Annotated in this window: 18 protein-coding genes; 5 read left to right on the top strand and 13 right to left on the bottom strand. The window is 64.9% G+C overall.

Annotation, left to right across the window (positions count from 1 at the left end; genetic code table 11):
- Positions 1–204 precede the first annotated feature (204 nt).
- From EI171_RS23420 to EI171_RS23410, 3 genes are all read right to left on the bottom strand, one after another.
- Positions 205–948 carry a carbonic anhydrase gene (locus EI171_RS23420; RefSeq protein WP_011087633.1) on the bottom strand — a complete coding sequence of 248 codons (744 nt, stop codon included), beginning with the start codon at positions 946–948 and terminating at the stop codon, positions 205–207.
- A gap of 114 nt (positions 949–1,062) precedes the next feature.
- Positions 1,063–4,566, bottom strand: a complete 3,504-nt coding sequence (gene dnaE / locus EI171_RS23415; protein WP_161534792.1) for a DNA polymerase III subunit alpha — start codon at positions 4,564–4,566, stop codon at positions 1,063–1,065.
- A gap of 506 nt (positions 4,567–5,072) precedes the next feature.
- Positions 5,073–5,795, bottom strand: coding sequence for an outer membrane protein (locus EI171_RS23410; protein ID WP_028171744.1), 723 nt, complete (start codon positions 5,793–5,795; stop codon positions 5,073–5,075).
- 255 nt (positions 5,796–6,050) lie between these two features.
- On the opposite strand from EI171_RS23410, the gene EI171_RS23405 reads away from it, so the two are divergent.
- Both EI171_RS23405 and EI171_RS23400 read left to right on the top strand, forming a co-directional pair.
- A complete protein-coding gene (locus EI171_RS23405; protein WP_202633001.1) occupies positions 6,051–6,359 on the top strand; it encodes a DUF3551 domain-containing protein in 309 nt (102 codons plus the stop codon).
- 1 nt (position 6,360) lies between these two features.
- Positions 6,361–6,615 carry a DUF3551 domain-containing protein gene (locus EI171_RS23400; RefSeq protein ID WP_038967837.1) on the top strand — a complete coding sequence of 85 codons (255 nt, stop codon included), beginning with the start codon at positions 6,361–6,363 and terminating at the stop codon, positions 6,613–6,615.
- A gap of 16 nt (positions 6,616–6,631) precedes the next feature.
- Here the strand turns inward: EI171_RS23400 and EI171_RS23395 are convergent, their stop codons facing one another.
- Positions 6,632–7,447, bottom strand: coding sequence for a transglutaminase-like domain-containing protein (locus EI171_RS23395; protein ID WP_161534791.1), 816 nt, complete (start codon positions 7,445–7,447; stop codon positions 6,632–6,634).
- A 254-nt stretch (positions 7,448–7,701) separates the two neighbouring features.
- Between EI171_RS23395 and EI171_RS23390 the strand changes: the two genes are divergently transcribed.
- Positions 7,702–9,021 (top strand): MFS transporter, encoded by a 1,320-nt coding sequence (locus EI171_RS23390; protein ID WP_161534790.1) that lies wholly within the window; start codon positions 7,702–7,704, stop codon positions 9,019–9,021.
- 55 nt (positions 9,022–9,076) lie between these two features.
- Here the strand turns inward: EI171_RS23390 and map are convergent, their stop codons facing one another.
- Entirely contained in the window at positions 9,077–9,826 is a 750-nt protein-coding gene (map, locus tag EI171_RS23385; protein ID WP_161537062.1) for a type I methionyl aminopeptidase, read from the bottom strand.
- A 218-nt stretch (positions 9,827–10,044) separates the two neighbouring features.
- On the opposite strand from map, the gene EI171_RS23380 reads away from it, so the two are divergent.
- Entirely contained in the window at positions 10,045–11,301 is a 1,257-nt protein-coding gene (locus tag EI171_RS23380) for a hypothetical protein (RefSeq protein WP_161534789.1), read from the top strand.
- Positions 11,302–11,320: 19 nt separating this feature from the next.
- Here the strand turns inward: EI171_RS23380 and EI171_RS23375 are convergent, their stop codons facing one another.
- Entirely contained in the window at positions 11,321–12,106 is a 786-nt protein-coding gene (locus tag EI171_RS23375) for a helix-turn-helix transcriptional regulator (protein ID WP_011087640.1), read from the bottom strand.
- A 109-nt stretch (positions 12,107–12,215) separates the two neighbouring features.
- Here EI171_RS23375 and EI171_RS23370 point away from each other — a divergent pair, with 109 nt between their 5' ends.
- The gene (locus tag EI171_RS23370; protein WP_161534788.1) at positions 12,216–13,295 is read left to right on the top strand and encodes a zinc-binding alcohol dehydrogenase family protein; all 1,080 of its coding nucleotides are present in this window, start codon (positions 12,216–12,218) and stop codon (positions 13,293–13,295) included.
- A gap of 131 nt (positions 13,296–13,426) precedes the next feature.
- Here the strand turns inward: EI171_RS23370 and EI171_RS23365 are convergent, their stop codons facing one another.
- From EI171_RS23365 to EI171_RS23335, 7 genes are all read right to left on the bottom strand, one after another.
- Complete coding sequence (locus EI171_RS23365) at positions 13,427–14,131, bottom strand: ABC transporter ATP-binding protein (protein WP_011087642.1); 705 nt, start codon at positions 14,129–14,131, stop codon at positions 13,427–13,429.
- Between the two features lie 7 nt (positions 14,132–14,138).
- Entirely contained in the window at positions 14,139–15,419 is a 1,281-nt protein-coding gene (locus EI171_RS23360; RefSeq protein ID WP_011087643.1) for a lipoprotein-releasing ABC transporter permease subunit, read from the bottom strand.
- A 90-nt stretch (positions 15,420–15,509) separates the two neighbouring features.
- A complete protein-coding gene (gene proS, locus EI171_RS23355; RefSeq protein WP_011087644.1) occupies positions 15,510–16,829 on the bottom strand; it encodes a proline--tRNA ligase in 1,320 nt (439 codons plus the stop codon).
- Positions 16,830–16,981: 152 nt separating this feature from the next.
- Positions 16,982–18,541, bottom strand: coding sequence for a CopD family protein (locus EI171_RS23350; protein WP_161534787.1), 1,560 nt, complete (start codon positions 18,539–18,541; stop codon positions 16,982–16,984).
- Positions 18,541–19,059 carry a YcnI family protein gene (locus EI171_RS23345; RefSeq protein ID WP_028171736.1) on the bottom strand — a complete coding sequence of 173 codons (519 nt, stop codon included), beginning with the start codon at positions 19,057–19,059 and terminating at the stop codon, positions 18,541–18,543. The genes EI171_RS23350 and EI171_RS23345 overlap by 1 nt, the downstream gene beginning before the upstream one ends.
- A gap of 32 nt (positions 19,060–19,091) precedes the next feature.
- Positions 19,092–19,613 (bottom strand): copper chaperone PCu(A)C, encoded by a 522-nt coding sequence (locus EI171_RS23340; protein ID WP_161534786.1) that lies wholly within the window; start codon positions 19,611–19,613, stop codon positions 19,092–19,094.
- Between the two features lie 40 nt (positions 19,614–19,653).
- Positions 19,654–22,122 (bottom strand): TonB-dependent receptor, encoded by a 2,469-nt coding sequence (locus EI171_RS23335; protein WP_246740251.1) that lies wholly within the window; start codon positions 22,120–22,122, stop codon positions 19,654–19,656.
- Positions 22,123–22,129 lie beyond the last annotated feature (7 nt).

The raw sequence follows: 22,129 nt of genomic DNA, 5'->3' as shown, positions 1-22,129 counted from the left end.
CGAAGTCCGTTCCGACCTGATCGCTCACGCACCCCGCCAACATGACGCCAGCGGTCACCACCAACGCGCCCCATCGCAGCATCGCACACCCCAGTCCCCATTCCCCGGGTGTATGCTAGCCAAAATCAGCGCAGGGTTGCAACAACATCCGACGACCGTGCGTGGATCGCGCGGACAAGCCGCCGGAAAGACGCGCCACCAACCTCAGCCTTGGGCCAGCAATTCGACGGTCCCTGTGCTCAGCCGATAGATGCCGCCGACCACTTTGAGTTTGCCCTGCTCGACTGCCGCATTGAGGATCGGCGCAGCCGATTTCAGCTTGGCCACGTTGTCGATGACATTCTGACGGATGGCATTGTCGAGCGCATTCCCGCTCTGCTGAGCAGCGGTCTTCACCGCCGGTGCGATCGCGGAGACCAGCGAAGGGATATGTCCCGGCAGCGGCTTGTCGTCCTTGAGCGACTTGATCGTCGCGTCGACGGCGCCGCAATTGTCGTGGCCGAGCACCAGGATCAGGGGCGTGCCGAGCACGGCGACGGTGTACTCCATGCTCGCAACGGTCTCATCGCCGGCAAAATTTCCGGCGACGCGGCACACGAACAGGTCTCCGCGTCCGCTGTCGAAGGCATATTCAGGCGCGATCCGCGAATCGGCGCAGCTCAGAACGGCAGCGTAGGGATTCTGACCGCCGACCAATGCCTCGCGCTCGTGCGCGAAGTCGTGACGGCGCGACACACCAGATACGTAGCGCGAATTGCCGTCCATCAGCCGTTTGAGCGCCGCATCGGGCGACAGCACGTTCTGAGGTTTCGGCGGCGCTTTCGCCTCCTTGGCCACCGCGGGCCCGCCAAACGCTGCCACCCCGAGCGCGGAGGCGGCGAAAAGCATCATCGAGCGTCGGGAGGGAGCAACCGATTGATGCAGATTTTCGGAGCATTTGTCACACATGATTCTTCTTCCTTGGTCTCGCGCCGGGAAACAACTGATAGCTGCGCGCGGCAGACTTCGAAACCAGGTGTGAACTTGATAGTTAAGCTTTGGTTTGCGGCGGCGCGTGCAACGTCAGAGCTGCTGCACGTCCACCACGCCCGCGACCGCCTTGATCGCGCCGGCGATCTGCGGCGAGACCTTGAAGCGGCCGGGCAGCTTCATCTCCACCTCGGTCTCGAGGTCGAGCATCATCACCAGCGAGACCTCTCCGTCGCCGTTGGAGCGCGGCGCAATCCCCGGGCTGCCGACCTTTGGCGCGGCGCCGTTCGAGGACGCCATCTCGGGGCCGGCGAGACGCTTGGCGATCGATTCCAGCGCCTTGGTGTCGCGCAGGAAGATGCGCAGGCCCTTCTGCGTCTTGGCCGCGGCATCGTCGAGCGGCTCGGCATGCAGCACGCGGGCGCGCACGTCCTCGCCCTGGAGCTCGGCGCCAAGCTGGAGCAGCACGGCCGCCCCCGGCTCGAGCACGTCGCGATATTGCGCAAGGCCTTCCGAGAACAGCACCGCCTCGAAGTGGCCCGTGGGATCGGAGAGCCCCATGATGCCCATCTTGTTGCCGGTCTTGGTGCGCCGCTCCATGCGCGAGACCACGGTGGCCGCGACCTTGCCGGCGGTGGCGCCGGTCTTCACCGCGCGCGAGAATTCCGCCCAGCTCTGCACCCGCAGGCGCTTCAGCACGGTGGCGTAATCGTCGAGCGGATGGCCGGACAGGAAGAAGCCGATCGCGTCGTATTCGCGGCGCAACCGCTCGGCCGGCAGCCACGCCTCGATCTGCGGCAGCATGATGGTCGGCGCGTCCGCCGACATGCCGAACATGTCGTTCTGGCCGATGGTCGCGGCCTCATGCGCGCGCTGGCAGGCGGCGAGGATCGCGTCCGCGCCGGCGAAGACGCGCGCGCGGTTCGGCTCCAGCGTGTCGAAGGCGCCGGCGGCGGCGAGACTCTCGATGATGCGCTTGTTGATCGCACGCGGATTGACCCGCGCGGCGAAGTCGGCGAGCGAGGTGAACAGCCCGTTCTTGGTGCGCTCCTCGATGATCTGGTCGATCGCCTGGATGCCGACGCCCTTGAGCGCGGCGAGCGCGTAGTAGATGGTCTTCTCTCCGACCTCGAAGGTCGCACCCGACCGGTTGATGTTCGGCGGCTCGACCTTGATGCCGAGGCGCTGCGCCTCGGAGCGGAATTCGGAGAGCTTGTCGGTGTTGTTGAGATCGAGCGTCATCGACGCCGCGATGAACTCCACCGGATAATGCGCCTTCATGTAGGCGGTGTGGTAGGACACCAGCGCGTAAGCCGCCGCGTGGCTCTTGTTGAAGCCGTAGTCGGCGAACTTCGCCAGCAGCTCGAAGATGGTCTCGGCCTGCCCCTTCGGCACGCCGTTCTTCACCGCGCCGGCGACGAAGATGTCGCGCTGCTTGTCCATCTCGGCGCGGATCTTCTTGCCCATGGCGCGGCGCAGCAGGTCGGCGTCGCCGAGCGAATAGCCCGACATCACCTGCGCGATCTGCATCACCTGTTCCTGGTAGATGATGACGCCGAAGGTCTCCTTCAGGATCGGCTCCAGCACGGGATGCAGATATTCCGGCTCCTCGTCGCCGTGCTTGCGCGAGCAATAGGTCGGGATGTTCGCCATCGGGCCGGGGCGGTAGAGCGCCACCAGCGCGATGATGTCCTCGAAACGGTCGGGCCGCATGTCGACCAACGCGCGCCGCATGCCCTGGCTTTCAACCTGGAACACGCCGACCACCTCGCCGCGCGCCAGCATCTGGTAGCTTTCGGCATCGTCGATCGGCAGCGTCGCGAGATCGACATGGATGTCGCGCGGCTTGAGCAGCTTGCACGCGACGTCGAGCACGGTCAGCGTCTTCAGGCCGAGGAAGTCGAACTTGACGAGGCCCGCCGGCTCGACCCATTTCATGTTGAACTGGGTCACGGGCATGTCGGATTTGGGATCGCGGTAGAGCGGCACGAGCTCGCTCAGGGGGCGGTCGCCGATCACGATGCCGGCGGCATGCGTCGAGGCGTGGCGCGTCAGGCCTTCGAGACGCTGGGCGATGTCGAAGGCGCGCGCCACCACCGGATCCTCGTCGCGGAACGCCTGGAGCTTCGGCTCGCTCTCGATCGCGGCGGCCAGCGTCACCGGCGCGGCCGGATTCTGCGGCACCAGTTTCGTCAGCTTGTCGACCTGGCCGTAAGGCATTTGCAGCACGCGGCCGACGTCGCGCAGCACGCCGCGCGCCTGCAGCGTACCGAAGGTGATGATCTGCGCGACCTGGTCGCGGCCGTAGCGCTGCTGCACGTACTGGATCACCTCGCCGCGGCGGTCCTGGCAGAAGTCGATGTCGAAGTCCGGCATCGAGACGCGCTCCGGGTTGAGGAAGCGCTCGAACAGCAGGCCGAACTTGATCGGGTCGAGATCGGTGATGGTCAACGCCCAGGCGACCAGCGAGCCTGCGCCGGAGCCGCGGCCCGGTCCGACCGGAATGCCTTGCGACTTCGCCCATTTGATGAAGTCGGACACGATCAGGAAGTAGCCGGCATACTTCATGCGCATGATGACGTCGAGCTCGAACGCCAGGCGCTTGCTGTAGTCCTCTTCCGTGGTGCCCTGCGACAGACCGTGCACGCGCAGGCGGTTGGCGAGCCCCTCCTCCGCTTGCCGCTTCAACTCGGCGGCCTCGACCGCAGCGGCATCGGAGCTTGCGGCGGCGCCGACCGTGAAGAACGGCAGGATCGGCTTGCGCGTCATCGGGCGGAACGAGCAGCGCTCGGCGATCTCGACCGTCGAGGCCAGCGCCTCCGGAATGTCGGCGAACAGCACCGCCATCTCGGCGCGGGTCTTGAAGCGGTGATCCGGCGTGAGCTGCACGCGATCGCTCTCGGCGATCAGTCGGCCGCCGGCGATACACAAAAGCGCATCGTGCGCCTCGTAATCGTCGGTCGCGGCGAAATATGGCTCGTTGGTCGCAACCAGCGGCAGCCCCTTGGCATAGGCGATGTCGATCAGGCCGCTTTCGACGCGCCGTTCCTTGTCGATGTTGTGGCGCTGCAACTCGATGTAGAGCCGGTCGCCGAACAGGCCGGCGAGACGCTCGCAGCGCGTCGCCGCGAGTTCGGCCATACCGCCGGCAAGCGCCAGCGAGATCGGCCCGTCAGGGCCGCCGGTGAGCGCAATCAGGCCCTCGGTCTCGCCGTCGAACCAGTCGAACTTGATGAACGGGGCATGGCTGTCGGGCGTCTCCAGGAACGCCCGCGAATTCAGCCGCATCAGGCTGCGATAGCCGCGCTCCTGCGCCGCCAGCAGCACCACGCGCGAGGGGCCAATGGCGTTGCGCGCGGTCGGATCCTGGTCGCCGAAGTCGATCGCGAGCTCGCAGCCGACGATCGGCTGGATGCCGGAGCCCGCCATCTTGTCGGAGAACTCCAGCGCACCGAACAGATTGTCGGTGTCGGTCAGCGCCAGGGCCGGCTGATGGTCCTTCTTGGCGAGCTCGGCGAGCTTGCCGATCTTGATCGAGCCCTTGAGCAGCGAATAGGCCGAGTGAACGTGAAGGTGGACAAATCCGGCGCTCGGCATGGTCGCGTGACGGCCTCTTGCAGATGGGATGGAACGGTCGCCGGCCCCAAGGGGATGCTGAGGGGATCATGGCGTATCCTGCACCCACCTCCCAGCCGCCTTTGCCGACTCGCCGCCCAATGGTGGGGCGTCGCCGCCGCAGAGTCCACGCCAGAGCGGCCGATCGGCCGCGTCGTCCCGCTTTTCCCCAGGCGCGCCGAGGAGTTCCCGGCAACGGTTGTCCAAACCCCGGCGCTAGAGCTGCGGAATCACCTGCGCCCAGATTGCGATCATCCCGACGAACAGGGTGATCGATGCCAGTGCGGCGGCTTCTTCCACGAAAATCCTGAACATGGCCTGCTCCCTTGCTGGAACGTATGAAGAACATTGTTCTCATTTCGTTCTCAAGAGTCAAGCTGTCTGAACCGTCCCAAAAAGGAATGGTTAACTCGCTGACTTCAAACAACAAAAAAGCCCCGGCCGATGGCCGGGGCTTTCGACAACCGCTCGAAGATGAGCGATTGGTATCAGTAGCGGCCGATGATCGGGCCACCGAACTTGTAGTTCAGGCGGACGAGGCCCATGTCGACGTCCTGACGGATGCGGTCGGTACCCGCGAGACCCGCGAAGGTGACGTCCTTGTCCTGCAGGAAGATGTGGTTGTACTCGACGCCAACCGACCAGTTCGGGGCGAAACCGTACTCGAGGCCGGCACCCACCGTGCCACCCCAACGGGTCTGGTCGTTCGACGACAGCAGCGCGCCCGAGGCCGTGCTGAAGACTTCGTACTTGGTGCCGGCCACAGCCGCACCGCCCTTGACGTAGATGAGCACGTTGTTCCAGGCATAGCCGACCTGACCGGTGATCAGACCGAACGAGTCGATCTTCGAACGGTTGCGAGTCGCGAACAGCGCGCTGACGTTGTCGCCCGAGAAGTCGGCCCAGTTGCCCTGGCCTTCCACGCCGAACACCCACTGGCCGGACTGCCAGCGATAGCCGATCTGGCCACCGACCGTGCCGCCGGTCGCATCGTGCGAACCTTCACGGCCACCGCCGACCAGATCCCAGGTCGAGTGCGCCGAACCGCCGCCGCCGTTGATGCCGATGTAGAAGCCGCTCCAGTCGTAGATCGCGGCGACCATCGCAGGCGCCTTGGTGTACGGCCGAGCCGCGAGATCAGCAGCCACCGCCGGTGCAGCCGCGCTCAGTGCGACGAGGCTCACAGCGGCCAGCAACAAATTCTTCTTCATTTGAATCCCGTTCCAGTTTTCTTCAGTAGGCCCCCGGGCCGTGGGCATGGTCATAACAGTGATCGGCGGAATTGCTGTAACCGCGACGCAACAGTTCGCTCCAAAGGGCCGCGCTTCATTAATGAAGATTTATCGGCGCGCGCTGGAAACCCTTTGAAACAAGAGTTTTCAGCAATTTCAATGTCGACGACACGAGATACACTGCGTACGCGCGTAACATCGTCGCGCGCACATTCGCGTGATTGGAGATTCGAGATGCGTGCATTATTCACCCTCCCCATTGTCGCCACATTTTCGCTCGCAATCGCCACATTCACGCTTGCGTTCATCGCGAGCACACCGGCGCGCGCGTTCGGAACCAGTCATGCGTTCTGCCTGACCGGCGATGAATGGCCGGGGCTGAGCAATTGCAGGTTCGACACCTACGCGCAGTGTCAGGCGAGCGCATCGGGCCGCGCGCTGACCTGTATCGCGAACCCGTATTTCGGAGGGCAAAGCGATGATCCCTACGCGTATCAAAATCGTCCGCGCACGTTTGCGCCGGTTTCTTCCTGGCCGCGCTGAGATGCGCCGCGCTTGCCTCGCACTGGTTGCGTCCGGCACGCTGCTCGTCAGCGCGCCGGCGCGTGCGCAGACCTATGATCCCAGCCATCCCGTCTGCATGCAGATCTACGGCCAGGTGGGCTATTTCGACTGCCGCTACACCTCGCTCCAGCAGTGCAGATATCTCGCCGTCGGCCGCTCTGCGACATGCGTCGTGAACCCGTATTTCCCGCAGGAGCGGCCGAGGAGCCCTCGGAAGTCGAGCCGCGCCAATTAGGGCACGAACGAACGATCTACTGCCAGGGCGGCGCACCTAGTGACGGCGCGATCTCGATCGCGCCCGCCTCACCGCGCTGCGCGATGCCGTCACATTGCGACAGAGCTGCATCATCCAACGCGCGATGTGGTTCGCGCGCGGCGCGCCAATTATCCCATGCCGAGGTCTCGATCCCGGCGAGCGCGAGCAGATCGCGCGCGAGGTTGACGCGCGCAAAGAACAGACCGGTCGTCGTTCCGTGGCCAAGCTGCGCAGGATCGATGGCGCCGGTGCGGCATAGCTTCCATGCCTCGATGCCGGTGATGAACTCCGTACGAGGCACATCGATCGGCTCGAAATCGAACTTGAGGACATCGTGGTGCAATTCGTCGAGTTGAGCATCGACGAGGACCCAGCGTTGCTCATCCCGAGCCCAATATTCGCACACCCAATGATCGTCGTAGGGATTCCCGGCGAAGTACCTGCCGAAACCGCAGCGGACGCGGGCCGGCACGCCGTGATGGCGCAGAACACCACACAGCATCAATGAAAAGTCCCGGCACGTGCTCAAAACTCTCGCCTCGCCCGATCGGGCGACGGTCAGCGGCCTCTGGTCGATCGTCAGAAGTTGCTCCAGGCGCCGGGCCACAGGCAACGTGTCACGGCTTTGACCGGCGAAGGCCGCGGGGTTCAATCCCTGCCTCTCGATCCATGCTTCGTGGATCAGCAGGCCGTGCAGGGTGCGACACACGATTGCAACATCCGGCGGCAGGCCGCTGATCAACGCGGCGTAAGGACCGGGATCGGTGAGCGCGCTATGGCTGGCGTAGTCGGACGTCGCGGGTTCAATCATCGAGGCATTCCGGCAAGGATACGCAAATCCTATCAGCCTCCTGTTCCTGCACAACGACGTGATCTGCGTACCTGATGATTGCACGCGCTCTCGCCACGGCCACACCCAAATCGGGACACTGATATGCGGCCAGCCTTGCATCGCGTCTCCGGTGTTGACGCAGACCGCTCTCGGTTTAAGTACGACAGACAAATCTTGCAGGGGTGGCGACGTTCGCTGGGCTGGTTCCCGTTGACGCCACCAATGCAGGACACATGTCGATATCGCCTCAAGCGACCTCGCTCCGCGCGACCGCGGCCTCCGCGCCCCCTCACCTCGCCATCGTCCTGTTCTCGCTCGCGATGGGCGGCTTTGCGATCGGAACCACCGAATTCGCATCGATGAGCCTGCTGCCGTTCTTCGCCGCCGACCTTCGGGTCGACGAGCCGACCGCGGGACACGCGATCAGTGCCTACGCGCTCGGCGTGGTGCTGGGCGCACCGCTGATCGCCGTGCTTGGTGCGCGCTTCGCCCGGCGCACGCAGCTCCTGGTCCTGATGGCCGTGTTCGCGCTCGGCAATGCGCTCACCTCGCTTGCGCCGGGGTTTGGCTGGATGATCGCGGCCCGTTTTCTCGCAGGGCTGCCGCATGGCGCCTATTTCGGCATCGCCGCGCTGGTCGCAGCCTCGCTCGTTCCTCAACATCGCCGCTCGCGGGCAATCGGCCAGGTGATGCTCGGCCTGACTGGCGCGACGATCATCGGCGTGCCCTTGGCCAACCTGGTCGGCCAGACGGTCGGCTGGCGCGCCAGCTTCGGCCTCGTGTCGCTGCTGGCCCTGCTCACGGTCCTGCTTTGCGCCCTGTTCGCTCCGCGCGACCAGGCCGGCAGGTCGGACCCACTGCGAGAGCTCGGCGCCCTCAGAAGCGGCCGCGTCTGGATCACGCTGGCGATCGGCGCCATCGGCTTCGGTGGCATGTTCGCCGTCTACACCTACCTCGCAACGACATTGATCGAGGTCACCAAGGTCAGCCCCGCAGTGATTCCGTTTTTTCTCGCCGTGTTCGGCGTCGGCGCCACGCTCGGCAATCTGTTCGTGCCGCGCTTCGCGGACCGCGCCTTGATGCCGACGGCGGGCGTCATTCTCTTGTTCTCGGCGGTCGCGCTGCTGGTGTTTCCGCTTGCAGCCGGCAATCCCTGGCTGCTGGCGATCGACATCTTCGCGATCGGCGCCGGCGTCTCGCTCGGCGCCATCCTCCAGACCCGGCTGATGGACGTCGCGGGCGACGCGCAGGCGCTCGCCGCCGCGCTGAACCATTCGGCGTTCAACACCGCCAACGCGCTCGGCCCGTTCCTCGGCGGCCTTGCCATTCGCGAGGGGCTGGGCTGGACCTCCACCGGCCCCGTCGGCGCTGCACTCGCGCTTCTCGGCTTCCTGATCTGGATCGTCGCCTCTCGCGACGCCGTATCTGCGCCGGTCCAGATCACCTCAGAACTCGACGCTGCTCCGCTGAAGAACGCTGCCGCAAGACCGTCGCCACCGCTGGCGCCGGATGACCAGAGCCGTTCGGCTTCTCACAAGGATCCGGTGGCATGACGTCACCTCTGGCTGGGTGACGCATGAGACGTCTCGGGCTCTGGCCTGGGCGGACTTAACCGGCCATCGTAACGATCAAAGGTCCGTGTCGAGTGGCGACGACGGTGTGCTCGTACTGCACGGTCGGCGCCTCGGGACTGCTGTAGAGCGTCCACGGATCATCGCCATTCTCTGCCCACTCGGCGGCCAAGGACAGGAACGGCTCGACGGTGAACACCAGGCCGTCGCTCATGATGCGGCGTTCGGAGGAATCGGGCCATGTTGCGATCTCTGTCGGCTCCTCATGGAGCGACAAGCCGACACCGTGACTGGCAAGGTTCCTGACAAGGCTGTAGCCGTTCTTCCGCGCAAAGGTCCCGATGGCTCGGCCGATGCCGGCGATCGGCTTGCCAGCCCCGACCTGCCGCAGGCCCGTCCACATGGCCCGCCGGCCATCCCTGCAAAGACGTTCGATCGCGCGGGTCACGGGTGGAACGGCGAACGAGGCTCCCGTATCCGCGAAGAGGCCGTTCTTCTCGGCTGAAACGTCGATGTTGACGAGGTCGCCACGCGCGATCCGTCGGTCACCGGGGATGCCATGAGCGATCTCCTCGTTCACGCTGATGCAGGTCGCCCCCGGGAAGGCATAGGCCAGCTCCGGAGCCGAACGTGCGCCGGCTGTCTCCAGGAATCTTCGTCCGATCTGGTCCAGCTCGGAGGTGGTCATGCCCGGTTCGAGCGCCTTCCCCATCGCCTCAAGGGTATTAGCGACGATGCGCCCGATCTCTTTCAGGCGCGTGAGGTCGTTGTCATCGGAGATTGTCATCTTGGGCGCTCTCGAAAGCCCGGACATAGCGCTTGCGAACTCGACTTGCAAACGTGCGAGCCCCGCGCGAATTCGTAGACCTCGCATGCGGAGCCGGATGAGGTTGCGTTCGTGGACGCAGAATAATCGGCGCTCCGACACGCCACCAAAGGTTGTGATCGCACCGATCTTCGGATAGCTTTCGCGTCTGTTTTCGCCGCGCGTGGTCCCGTCAGTTCATGCTCGCCCGTATTCTGCTCCTCGTGACCTTGCTGTCGATCCCGGGCGCTTTGCGTGCAGAAGGAACGCCGGCCGAGAAGGCCGGATTTGCATCCAGGCTGACGATCTATCTCGCCAAGGGAGCGCCCGACGCGTGCGGGCCGGGTTGCGACCGCTGGATTGCCATCGAGGGCCAGATCGATCAGGACGCCGCGCCGCGCATTCGCCGCTTCCTCGCCGGCGTCAAGGAGACGCAGCTTCCGATCTACCTTCATTCGCCCGGCGGCAACGTGGAGCAGTCCTACGTGATCGGGCGGTTGCTGCGCAGCCGCAAGGCAGTCGCCCGGGTTGGTCACACCACCGCGACCGCGTGCTCAGCGGGCACGCAGGTGGACGCCGCCTGCCTGAAGGTGAAGAACGCGGGCGGCGAGGTCGAGGCCGAGCTCACCACGCGCAATGCGATGTGCAACTCGGCCTGCGGTTACCTGTTTCTCGGGGCGACATCCCGCGAGGTGGCGCCCGACGCGGCGCTGGCGGTCCATAACTCCAGGCTGGTCCTGCGCTTTCGTGGGGATCCGCCCCCGCAGGTGGTCGCCGAGGCGAGGCAGCGCCGCATAGCGAGCGCCGATCGCGACCGCACTGCGTTCATCGCGTCGATGGGGATCAGCCGTGAGCTCGACGCCCTCATCCGGACCGTGAAGTACGAGAACCTGCACGTGCTGACGCGCGCCGAGCTCTATCGTTTCGGAATCGACACCCGACCGCTTGCCGAGTCGATGTGGAAGCTGGAGAAGGAAGCGCGCCCGTTTGTCCGCAAGATCGCGGTCTTGAAGAAGGAGAACGGCGCTTCGTTCCGGATGATGGAGTGGCGCCTGTCTTGCGAAAGCAGGAAACGCGTGCCGCTGACGTTCGCGGGAGAAATCGACGAAGCAGCCACCGGCAAGAGCACGATCCTGGTGACGGCGGACGCCGGCACGGACAGGGAGGTCGGAGGGGCTCCGCTACGTTCCGGCAAGGTCGAGATCTGGCGCGGCAGCATCGACCCCGACATGGTCAAGGCGATCCTGGCGTCCCGCTCCCTGCATGTCCGCGAAACCATTTCGATGCCGGACGACAAGACGGACATGACGAAATTCGACATCGACTTGACGGGCCTGGCGTCGGTGTGGACACAGCTCAAATCATCCTGCGCTCTGTCGACGCTCAACCCGATAAGCCCTTGGCCAGCGACGCTGCCGAACGCCGGCACGACGCCTCCGGCCACGCCGTCGCCGTGAGCTCAGGCCTCGCGATGCATCAGCCTCTGCCCGTCACCGGCGTGTAGATCACGAGCTTCAGTGCGGGATCGTCATTGGCCTGGAAGCTGGTGTGCTCGAAATGCAGCACGCCGAGGGTCGGATGCGACATGGTCTTGAGGCCCGACGACGTGCTGCGGATCTCGTGGGCTTCCCACCATTTGACGAATTCCGGGCTGCCCTGCCGCAGCCGCGTCAGCAGTTCGGCGAACGCGGGATCGCCGGCCCAGACGTCGTGGGTGGCCCGGAACATCGCCACCATGCGCTTGGCCACGTCCGCCCAGCCCGCGCCGTAAGCCTTTCGCGTCTGCTTGTTGGTCATCACGAGGAGCAGCGTGTTGCGATCCTCCTCAGGCAATCGCCCAAACGCAAACACCTGCTCCGCGGCGGCGTTCCAGGCCAGCACGTCCCAGCGCCGTCCGACAATGTAGGCCGGCTGATTCAGGCTCTCGATCATCCGCAGGATCGGCGGCGGCACGATTTCGCGCGTGAAGGCGCGCTTGTCGCCGTCGCGCGCCAGCGCCTTCAGATGCGCATGCTCGGTCTTGCTGAGCCGTAGCGCGCGGGCCAGCGCGTCGACGGTGGTCACCGACGGGCTGACGGTGCGGCCCTGTTCGAGGCGAATGTACCAGTCGACACCGATGCCGGCGAGCTGGGCGACCTCCTCGCGGCGCAGGCCCGCGGTGCGCCGCCGCCTGCCCGCCGGGAGCCCGACGGTCTTCGGCGACAGCTTTTCGCGGCGGGACCTCAGGAAATCGCCGAATTCGACGCGGCGTGGGTCGGCCATGATGTCGCTCCCGCGATGGAGGGTCTAAAGGATACTAGGATAATACCAGGCCTTCTTGTCCCCTCCAAGGCGGCGCATATGAGTTTCACCCCACTTTGAGGTGAACATCATGAAAGCCGCCGTACTCAAATCCTTCGGAACGCCGCTGGTGATCGAGAATGCCCCCGAACCGGTGCTCGGCACCGGCGAGGTCATCGTCGACGTCATCGCCACGCGCGTGCTGTCCTACATGAACGAAGTCTTCAGCGGCGAACGCAACTATGCACTCGATTTGCCGATCATCCCGGGCCCGGGCGGTATCGGCCGGGTGCGCGCGATCGGCCCGGACGCAACGAAGCTCAAGATCGGCGACTGGGTGTTCTGCGACCCGACGGTGCGTTCGCGCGACGACGCGATCGCGCCCGACATCGCCCTGCAGGGATTAACGGCCGCCGGCGCCGGCGGCATGCTTCTGCAAAAGCATTTTCGCCATGGCTCGTTTGCCGAGCGGATGCGGGTGCCGACCGAGAACGTCAAACGCCTTGGCGCGATCACGTCCGAGGAAGCCGCACAATGGTGCGCGCTGGGGACACTGCTGGTGCCCTATGGCGGCCTCCTCGCCGCCAACCTGCAAGCAGGCGAAACCGTGCTGGTGAGTGGCGCCACCGGCAATTTCGGCAGCGCCGCCGTCTCTGTCGCGCTCGCAATGGGCGCAGCCTGCGTGGTCACGCCCGGGCGCAACGAGACGATTCTGGCCGACCTCGTCCGCCGTTTCGGCAGCCGTGTGAAGCCGGTCAAGCTCACAAGTAACGAGGACGACGACCGCGAGGCGATGAAGCGCGCCGCGCCGGGGCCGATCGACTGCGTGTTCGACATCATGCCGCCCTCGGTGAGTCCGACTGTGGTGCGCGCGGCGGTCATGACGGTGCGCGCCTATGGCCGCGTCGTGCTGATGGGCGGCGTCGGCATGGCCGGCGGCGCGGGCCTCGAGCTGCCCTACCCCTGGATCATGCGCAACTGCATCACCATCCACGGCGTCTGGATGTACCCGCCGGATGCGGCCAGCCGCCTGATCGCGCTGGTGCGATCAGGACTCCTGCGGCTTGACGACTACAAGACGACGGCGTTCGACCTCGATCATGTCAATGAGGCGGTGGCACACGCCGCGGCCAATGGCGGGCCGTTCAAATTGACGGTGATCCGGCCGTAGAGCGCCATACACCGGGGCGATGCGCCGTCGCTGCCGTTTTGCTTGACCTGTCAAAAGGCTGCAAGGCGTCACCCCGATCGTAGCCGGCCAGGGCCGGCTACTGTGCATGGGGTTGTTTTCGCAGTTTTTTGTTATTCGAGCTCGACCACCTGGCCGTCCGACAGCGAGACCCGCCGGTCCATGCGGCCGGCGAGCTCCATGTTGTGGGTCGCGATCAGCATCGAGACCCGCGTCGCCTTGACGAGCTGCATCAGGGCCTGGAACACGTGGTCCGCCGTGTGCGGATCGAGGTTGCCGGTCGGCTCGTCCGCAAACAGCACGCGCGGCGCATTCGCCACCGCGCGCGCGATCGCGACGCGCTGCTGCTCGCCGCCCGACAGCTCCGCCGGGCGATGGGTGATGCGGTCGCCGAGGCCGAGATAGCCCAGGATCTCCTTGGCGCGCTTGACGCTCTCGGACTTCTTCAGGCCGCGGATCATCTGCGGCAGCATCACGTTCTCCAGCGCCGAGAACTCCGGCAGCAGCCGGTGCGACTGGTAGACGAAGCCGATGTCGGTGCGGCGAAGCTGCGTGCGCTCGATGTCCGGCAGTTGCGAGGTCGGCGCGCCATTGACGTAGACCTCGCCGGAATCGGGGGCCTCCAGCAGCCCCGCGATGTGCAGCAGCGTCGACTTGCCCGAGCCCGACGGCGCCACCAGCGCGACCGACTGTCCGGCCCACAGCGCAAGCTTGGCGCCGTCCAGGATCGTCAGCGGTACCTCGCCCTGCAAGTACTGCCGTTTTATCTCGTGGAGATAAATGACCGGGACATCCTCAGCCCCCTGTTGCTGCTCCATCAGCCCCTCACTCGTACCGGAGCGCTTCGACGGGATCGAGGCGCGCGGCGCGCCACGACGGGTACAGCGTCGCCAGGAACGACAGCGTCAGCGCCATGATGACGACGGCCGTGGTCTCGCCGACGTCGATCTCGGCGGGCAGTTTCGACAGGAAATAGAGCTCCGGCGAGAACAGCTCGGTGCTGGTGAGCCAGGACAGGAATTGCCTGATGGATTCGATGTTGAGGCAGATCACGAGGCCGACGAAGAAGCCGACCAGCGTGCCGACCACGCCGATCGAGGCGCCCGTGATCAGGAAGATGCGCATGATCGAGCCTTGCGAGGCGCCCATGGTGCGCAGGATGGCGATGTCGCTGCCCTTGTCCTTCACCAGCATGATCAGGCCGGACACGATGTTGAGCGCCGCGACCAGCACGATCATGGTCAGGATCAGGAACATCACGTTGCGCTCGACCTGGAGCGCGTTGAAGAAGGTCGAGTTGCGCTGCCGCCAGTCGACCAGGAACACCGGCCGTGCCGCGGCTTCCGTCACCGCCTTGTTAAAGGCGACGATGCGATCGGGATTGGTGGTGAACACCTCGATCGAGGTGACGTCGTTGCTGCGGTTGAAATAGGCCTGCGCCTCCGCCAGCGGCATGAACACGAAGCCGAGATCGTATTCGGACATGCCGATCTCGAACACGGCGACGATCTTGTACGGCTTGATGCGCGGCGTCGTGCCCATCGGCGTCACCGCGCCCTTCGGCGCCACCAGCGTGATGCTGTCGCCGGCGTGCAGCGACAATTGATCGGCGAGGCGCCGTCCGATCGCAACGCCCTGCCCGTCGTCAAAGCCTTCGAGCGAGCCCTGCTTGATGTTCTTGGCGATCGAGGTGAGGTTGTTGAGGTCGTCGGAGCGGATGCCGCGTACCAGCACGCCCGAGGCGTTCCACGGCGAGGACGCCAGCGCCTGGCCGTCCACCACCGGCGCGGCGAGCCGGATGCCCTGGACCTGGCTGATGCGGTCGGCGACGTCCTTCCAGTCGGTCAGCGGCGATTCCAGCGGCTGGACCAGGATGTGGCCGTTCAGCCCCAGGATCTTGTCGAGCAGTTCCTTGCGGAAGCCGTTCATCACCGCCATCACGATGATCAGCGTCGCCACGCCCAGCATGATGCCGAGGAAGGAGAACCCGGCGATGACCGAGATGAATCCCTCCTTGCGGCGCGCGCGCAAGTAGCGCGCCGACAGCATCCACTCGAATGGCGCAAAAGGCGCGGTTTGCACGGTTTCGGTCATGGTTTCATCCATCGCTCGATAATCCCATGATTCGGGGTCAATTGTGGCCGGATTGGCGGCCGCGATATCGCGCGATGAACAATATTCAGCCGACCAGGCTTATCAGCCCACAAGTCTTGCGACCGCGTCCGCTGGCGACATGGTCTCGCGTGAGCCGTCGCTGCGCCGCTTGAGCTCGACCTTGCCGTCGGCGAGCCCCTTCGGCCCGATCATGATCTGCCAGGGAATGCCGATCAGGTCGGCGGCGGCGAATTTGGCGCCGGCGCGCTGGTCGGTGTCGTCATAGAGCACGTCGACGCCCTTGGCCTGGAGCTCCGCATAGAGCTTCTCGCAGGCCGCATCCACCGCGGCATCGCCCTGCTTGAGGTTCAGCACCACCGCGCGGAACGGGGCGACGGCTTCCGGCCATTTGATGCCGGCGTCGTCATGGCAGGCCTCGATGATGGCGCCGAGCAGGCGCGAGACGCCGACACCGTAGGAGCCGCCATGGATCGGCACGTCGACACCGTCGGGGCCGGCCACCATCGCCTTCATCGGCTCGGAATACTTCGTGCCGAAATAGAAGATCTGGCCGACCTCGATGCCGCGGGTGTTGAGCCGCTTGGCTTCCGGCACTTCCTGCTCGAAACGTGCGGCGTCGTGCACGTCCTCGGTCGCAGCGTAGACCGACGTCCATTGCTTGATGATCGGCGTGAGGTCGCTCTCATAGTCGACGTCCTCGCCCGGCACCGGCAGGTCCAGCACGTCGCGATTGATGAACACGCCGGATTCGCCGGTTTCGGCGAGCACAATGAATTCGTGGCTGAGATCGCCGCCGATCGGCCCGGTCTCGGCGCGCATCGGGATCGCCTTCAGCCCCATCCGCGCGAAGGTGCGCAGATATGCGACGAACATCTTGTTGTAGGCGACGCGCGCCGCCGCCTCGTTGAGATCGAAGGAATAGGCGTCCTTCATCAGGAATTCGCGGCCGCGCATCACGCCGAAGCGCGGACGCTGCTCGTCGCGGAATTTCCATTGGATATGATAGAGATTCAGCGGCAGGTTCTTGTAGGACTTCACATAGGCGCGGAAGATCTCGGTGATCATTTCCTCGTTGGTCGGCCCGTACAGCAGCTCGCGCTTGTGGCGGTCGGCGATGCGCAGCATCTCCGGACCGTAGGCGTCGTAGCGGCCGCTCTCACGCCAGAGGTCGGCGAGCTGGAGCGTCGGCATCAGAAGTTCCAGTGCGCCTGAGCGGTCCTGCTCCTCGCGCACGATCTGCTCGATCTTCTTCAGCACGCGGAAGCCGAGCGGCAGCCAGGCATAGATGCCGGCCGCCTCCTGCCGGATCATGCCGGCGCGCAGCATGAGCCGATGCGAGACGATCTCCGCCTCTTTCGGATTTTCCTTCAGGATGGGCAGAAAGAACCGCGACAACCGCATGGCAACACTCGGGGAATCAGTGAGGGGTTGCAGTGAAACCGGATTGGGAGCGAAAACACAAGACCGGGAATGAGGAAAAGCCGCTAACACGGCGGGATTCCTTGTCAATTTTCCGTCGACTTCAGGTTCTGCTTGAGCCGCAGCGGCGCCCCTTACGGCGTCACCTCAAGCTCGTCCTCGAGCGTGATCTTCTCGAAGTCGGTCACCAGCGCACCGATCCGCACATGCCAGCGGCCGGCAAAGGGCAGCTCGACCTTGCGCACATGCCAATAGCCATCCGGCCCGAGCGAGGCGTCCCGCTCCATCGGCTCGATACCGCGCTCGGGCAGGCTCAGGGTCAGCGTCACCTCCTTGGCCGCCAGCGGCGTTGCTTCACTGGTCATGAGCTGGAGCACGAAGTCATCGACACCGGCCTTGCCCGGCGACACCAGGACCTGGAACATCGCCTTGTCGGTATGGATGTGGACCACCAAGGGCGTCTCCGGGACGATGGTCCGCGGCGGCGGCGTGAAGCGCCAGCCGGCGACAACGGCAAGGATCGTGAGTGCAATCGCGCCTTCCAGCAGGATCGAGCGCTTGAGCGCGGGCGTTCCTTTCTCGCCCCGGGCGAGGGCCGGCGTCAGCCGGAACCGATTCAGCGCGGCGAGCGCCAGCAATCCTGTGACCAACGCAAGCTTGGTCGAGAGAATCAGTCCGTAGCGGGTCTCGACCAGCGCTGCCGGCTTTTCGAGCTGAACGATCGCGAGTGCGAGGCCGGTCAAGGCCAGCACGCCGACCGCCAGCGCAGCGATGCGCGAAAAGCGGTTCACGACGGGAAGAGTCGCGATCGTCGGCTTCGACACCAGCGCGATGAGCGGCGCGAGAGCACCGATCCAGATGCTGACGCCGAGGCCGTGGAGAAAGATCGCCGGCCGGGTCAACGCCTCCGGCGGCGCCGTTGCAGCGTGCCCCGTCATGGCGAGCGACAGACCGACGCCGACGAGCGCGATGCTCGCAAGAGCACGCGCATACCAAGCGCTGCGCAACGCCATCAAGGCGAGCAGCATCGCGCCAATGGCAACCAGCAGCGCGGGGCCGGCGCTGGTCGCGAATGCGACCTTCCAGGGAGCAGCCGTCGCGAGAGCCGCTGGCGGCAGCCCGAGGAGATCGAGGCCCAACGCGCCAAGCGACGCCGTGGCACTCGGAATACCGATGGCGAGCGCTACGCGCGGAACGGTCATCCCGATCATCGACCACGCGATCCAGCGCGCAAAGAACACGCCGCCGACGCCGACGAACAGCCCGAGATAGAGACCGACCCGCGCCAGCCAGATCAGCGCGTTCAGCCCGCTATCCGTAGAGGTCGGAGGCTTCGTCGCCGTCGGCGTGCCAATCGAAAAGACCACCGATCCCGAGACGGGATGGCCGTCCTGCGAGATCACGCGATAGCTGACCACCGCCGTTCCCTGCGGCAGGTCCGGCGGCAGCGCGACCGAGATTATCTCGTCCGATGCGCTGACGCTGGCATCGTCCCGCGCCCTGCCCGCGCCGTCGATCAGCAGAATCGCGCCCGGCGTCACCGCCTCGTTGAAGCGCAGCTCCACCGCCTTCGGCGCGGTCTTCAGGATGCTGCCGCTCGCCGGCTCGACCGAGACGAGCGCAGCATGCGCCGACGCGCCGGTCGCGAAGCCGACAATCAGGAGCAGCGTCGCGAGCGCGGCGAGAACGCGCATCAGGGTTTTGGCAACAGCTTTACACCAGGCGCGGGCGACTTGCCCTCGTGCGAATGCCCTGCCCCTTCCGCCGGAATTTCGATCCAGCGGCTGACGCCGGCCTCGCACTCCTGGACGACGGGGAAGTACAGGGTCGTGTTCGGCTTGAGCTTGTCGGTCAGCACCGTGTGCATGACGAACTCGTCATAATTCTTGTCCGGCAGCTTGCCGCCGGACCACGACACCTCCTTGACGCCCGAGGCGAGCTTGTTGCCGTGATAGTCGTACTCGCTGGCATATTGGCCCTCGACGACATCGACGCTCCAGCCCGCCTTCGGCATCGGCTTCACCGCGATCACCCCTTCGGGGATCTGGACGCGGATCTTCACCGTGGGCGAGCCCGCGCAGCCGTGCGGCACGGCGAAGACGGCCTTGTACGACGCCCCCACACTCGCCTGCTTGCCCTCGAGGAAGACGTGCGCATTTGCCGGCGCTGCCGCAAGCACGCCGAGAAGGATCAGCCAGGTTCGCTTCGACATGTTCGGTCTCCCGAAGGTCCTGATCATGCTCGTCACATCTTCATTCCCGAATGGTCCGGCATTTTCTTCATCATGTGCCCGCCGTCGCCGGGCGCCTGCGCGCCGACGCCCTGGACGTCCAGGGAAACGGCGACCTTGCCGGCCTTCTCGAACTGAAGCGTCACCGGCACCTTGTCGCCCTGCTTGAACGGACCCTTCAGCTCCTGGAGCATCAAATGGTAGCCGCCGGGCGCGAACTTCACGGTCTTGCCCGGCTCGATCACGAGCCCCTTGTCCAGATGGCGCATCTTCATCACGCCATTGTCCACCGCCATCTCGTGGACCTCGGCCCTGCCGGCGATATCGGCGGAAACGCCGACCAGCTTGTCCGCCACCGTGCCCTTGTTCTCGATGGTGAGATAGCCGCCCGCGACCTTGGCGCCGCCCGGCGTCGCCCGGCTCCACGCCTGCGAGATGACGAGATCGCCGGCCTTGACGTCGTCGGCCGACGCGGGTGCGGCGAACACGACGGCCGAGAGCGCCGCCAGTGCGAAGATGCGTGAGAGCTTGTTCATGTCGTTACCTTTCTTGTCGTCGTTAACATCGCCCCACCCTTCAGAACGTGTACTTGCCGGCGAGAACGAAGGTTCGCCCCGGGAACGGATGGAACAGGAAGTACTGCTCGTTGAAGAGATTATCGATGCCGAAGTCGAACGCGAAATTCTTCGTCGCGTTATAGTGCATCTTCAAGTCCACAACGAAAAAGTTATCGAACGCGCCGTAAACGTGGGAGATGCGGTCGGTGTTGTCCAGCGTCGAGTACTGCTTGCCGCTGTAGCGGGCCGCGACCGTATAGGCCCAATTCTCATTCGGCCTGTAGGTGACACCGAACTTGGCGCGCCAGTCGGGCACGTAAGGCACGCGCTTGCCGACGACGGTGGTCGCGCCCTTCCAGCTCGGGTCGGAGATGATCCGCGAGTCGACGTAGGTCACGCTACCAAACACCTGCAAGCCCGCGATGAGAACGTTATCCTTGTCGGCAGACAATTCTACGCCCTGCATCCGGATCGCGGCGACGTTGCTGATCGCTGTCTGCACAGACTGCGCCCCACTTGCGTCGGTCACCGTGGTCGACTGTGAGATCAGTGCATTGTTGGTCCGCTCGCCGAATACCGTGAGCCGCACCCGACCATCCACCCAGCGCCGCTCAAGATTGAGCTCGCCGGTGAAATCCTGCTCCGGCGACAGCAGCGGATTGGCAAGATAGGTGACGCCGTTGACGGTGATGTTTTGATAGAGTTCGGTGACCGTCGGATAGCGGTACGCCTCACCGAAATTCGCCGTGATATTCCAGTCCTTGTTCGGATCGAATGACAGCGACGCCTTCGGCGAGAAGTTGGTCGAGGACAGCCCCGGTTGCCATGTCGGCACAACGGACGTGATGACGCCGGCGCTGGTGGCCATGGTGTTGAGATTGAAGCCTTCAACTGCCTGCCAGCTCTCCAGCCGTCCGCCGAGTGTCAACTTGACAGTCGGGATGATCTTCCAGGCGTCCTGCACCCACAAAGCCCCAGTGCGCGTCTCGCCGACGCCGGTCGAATAGAGCTGGCCGTTGCCCGTCGATGGCGTGTTATACCAGACGTTCGAAGCATAGACCGGGTTTTCGAGCCGGTACCGGTCGCCGTGGATGCCAAAGCTGACCTCGTGCGCGCCGTCATAGCCCAGCGGACGCCAGATGCCCTTGGCGTCGGCGTTCTGCCAGTTGGTGCCATCCATCCGCGTCACCTTGCCGTTCAGGGAATAGCCAAGGCCCGGCGACGGCGAGACCGTATAGGGACTGACCTGGATGTCCTGGAGATAGTTGTAGCTCGAGGCCGCGAGGTCGAAGTCGAAGACACCCTTGGTATCGCTTTTGAGCGAGACGGCATTGCTCACATGGATCTGATCCCAGGTGTATTTGCTGTTGGCAAAGCTGCTGACGCCCCCGAAAGTCGGCAGACCCGTCACAGTCGACCTCAGATAGGTCTGCGGATCGGAGGTCTGGTGATTGTTCCAGATGCCGAACGAGTACGTCGCCTGCACCAGCGGCGTGATGTCGTAGGCGAGCCGCAGATTGCCCGAGGTCTGCTGCGAATGCGCCAGCGCGCCGGTGCCGACGACATTGGCGACACCACCTGCCTTGTTCGGGGCGGCGATCGTTCCCGTCGTGCCGGCAGGTCCTACCCCAAGCGTGGTGCCGAAGGTTGTGTAGCTCAACGGTTGCTGAAAACTGTCGAGGTAATTGGTGCTGACAAGCCAGGACAGCGCGCCGTCGCGATTACCCGCGGCCGCACTGGTCTGACTGGTCACGTAGGTGTCCTTGGTGCCGTACTGATTCCACGGCATCACCGAGACCGTTTCCTTGGCGACCGCAAACGGCTTGTCCGGCATTTTTGACGTGATCAGCAGCACGCCGCCAATCGAATTGCCGGGATAGGCGGCCGCGAACGGACCGTTGAGGTAATCGACCCGCCCGATCGCTTCCGGCGAGATCAGGTTCCATCTTGGCGAGGAGTTCGTGTTGTTGTTGCCGATCAGCGCCGAGATGAGGAGGTCATCGTAGTAGACCAGCGTGCGCGCACTGGAGTTCAGCCCCCAGCTTCGCGTCGCGAGCACCGCCTGGTTGTCGCCGTCGTTCCGCTTTCGCACGAACAGGCTCGGCATGTATTTGACGGCGTCCTCGGGGTCCTTGAGGTTGATCGTCTCATCGACCTCCTTCGCCGTGACGCTGAAGGAGCGCTGCGGCAATTGATAGCGCGCCACGGCGGCCGGCGGATCCAGCGACGCTCGGGCGCTGGCCGCTCCCTGCTCGCTGGCAACGGCGGGAGCCGCGCGCTCGCCGGCGGGCTTTGCCGACCGGTTCCTGGCGGCAGCCGTATTAGCGGCCGGCTTGCGTGGCTTGGGCTTCACTGCAGCCGGCGCGTCGACGGTCACCGGCGGCAGCACTGCGCTGCTGCTTTGGGCGAAGGCTCCGCTCGACGACGCAAGCAGCGCGGCCTGAACGGCAACGACGCTCACGCCACGGCGGGCATGGCAACGTAACATGAGGCAT

Source organism: Bradyrhizobium sp. LCT2 (assembly GCF_009931255.1).
Lineage (GTDB): Bacteria > Pseudomonadota > Alphaproteobacteria > Rhizobiales > Xanthobacteraceae > Bradyrhizobium > Bradyrhizobium diazoefficiens.
The sequence above is the reverse complement of the archived record's forward strand: the minus strand, read 5'-3'. Positions and strand labels throughout refer to the sequence as shown.

Coding starts and splice junctions, on each gene's coding strand:
- dnaE (WP_161534792.1), bottom strand. CDS start 4,566: ATGCCGAGCGCCGGATTTGTCCACCTTCACGTTCACTCGGCCTATTCG.
- map (WP_161537062.1), bottom strand. CDS start 9,826: ATGACAATCTCCGATGACAACGACCTCACGCGCCTGAAAGAGATCGGG.
- EI171_RS23420 (WP_011087633.1), bottom strand. CDS start 948: ATGTGTGACAAATGCTCCGAAAATCTGCATCAATCGGTTGCTCCCTCC.
- EI171_RS23335 (WP_246740251.1), bottom strand. CDS start 22,122: ATGTTACGTTGCCATGCCCGCCGTGGCGTGAGCGTCGTTGCCGTTCAG.
- EI171_RS23350 (WP_161534787.1), bottom strand. CDS start 18,541: ATGCGCGTTCTCGCCGCGCTCGCGACGCTGCTCCTGATTGTCGGCTTC.
- EI171_RS23395 (WP_161534791.1), bottom strand. CDS start 7,447: ATGATTGAACCCGCGACGTCCGACTACGCCAGCCATAGCGCGCTCACC.
- EI171_RS23380 (WP_161534789.1), top strand. CDS start 10,045: ATGCTCGCCCGTATTCTGCTCCTCGTGACCTTGCTGTCGATCCCGGGC.
- proS (WP_011087644.1), bottom strand. CDS start 16,829: ATGCGGTTGTCGCGGTTCTTTCTGCCCATCCTGAAGGAAAATCCGAAA.
- EI171_RS23345 (WP_028171736.1), bottom strand. CDS start 19,059: ATGTCGAAGCGAACCTGGCTGATCCTTCTCGGCGTGCTTGCGGCAGCG.
- EI171_RS23410 (WP_028171744.1), bottom strand. CDS start 5,795: ATGAAGAAGAATTTGTTGCTGGCCGCTGTGAGCCTCGTCGCACTGAGC.
- EI171_RS23405 (WP_202633001.1), top strand. CDS start 6,051: ATGCGTGCATTATTCACCCTCCCCATTGTCGCCACATTTTCGCTCGCA.
- EI171_RS23360 (WP_011087643.1), bottom strand. CDS start 15,419: ATGGATGAAACCATGACCGAAACCGTGCAAACCGCGCCTTTTGCGCCA.
- EI171_RS23370 (WP_161534788.1), top strand. CDS start 12,216: ATGAAAGCCGCCGTACTCAAATCCTTCGGAACGCCGCTGGTGATCGAG.
- EI171_RS23375 (WP_011087640.1), bottom strand. CDS start 12,106: ATGGCCGACCCACGCCGCGTCGAATTCGGCGATTTCCTGAGGTCCCGC.
- EI171_RS23400 (WP_038967837.1), top strand. CDS start 6,361: ATGCGCCGCGCTTGCCTCGCACTGGTTGCGTCCGGCACGCTGCTCGTC.
- EI171_RS23340 (WP_161534786.1), bottom strand. CDS start 19,613: ATGAACAAGCTCTCACGCATCTTCGCACTGGCGGCGCTCTCGGCCGTC.
- EI171_RS23390 (WP_161534790.1), top strand. CDS start 7,702: ATGTCGATATCGCCTCAAGCGACCTCGCTCCGCGCGACCGCGGCCTCC.
- EI171_RS23365 (WP_011087642.1), bottom strand. CDS start 14,131: ATGGAGCAGCAACAGGGGGCTGAGGATGTCCCGGTCATTTATCTCCAC.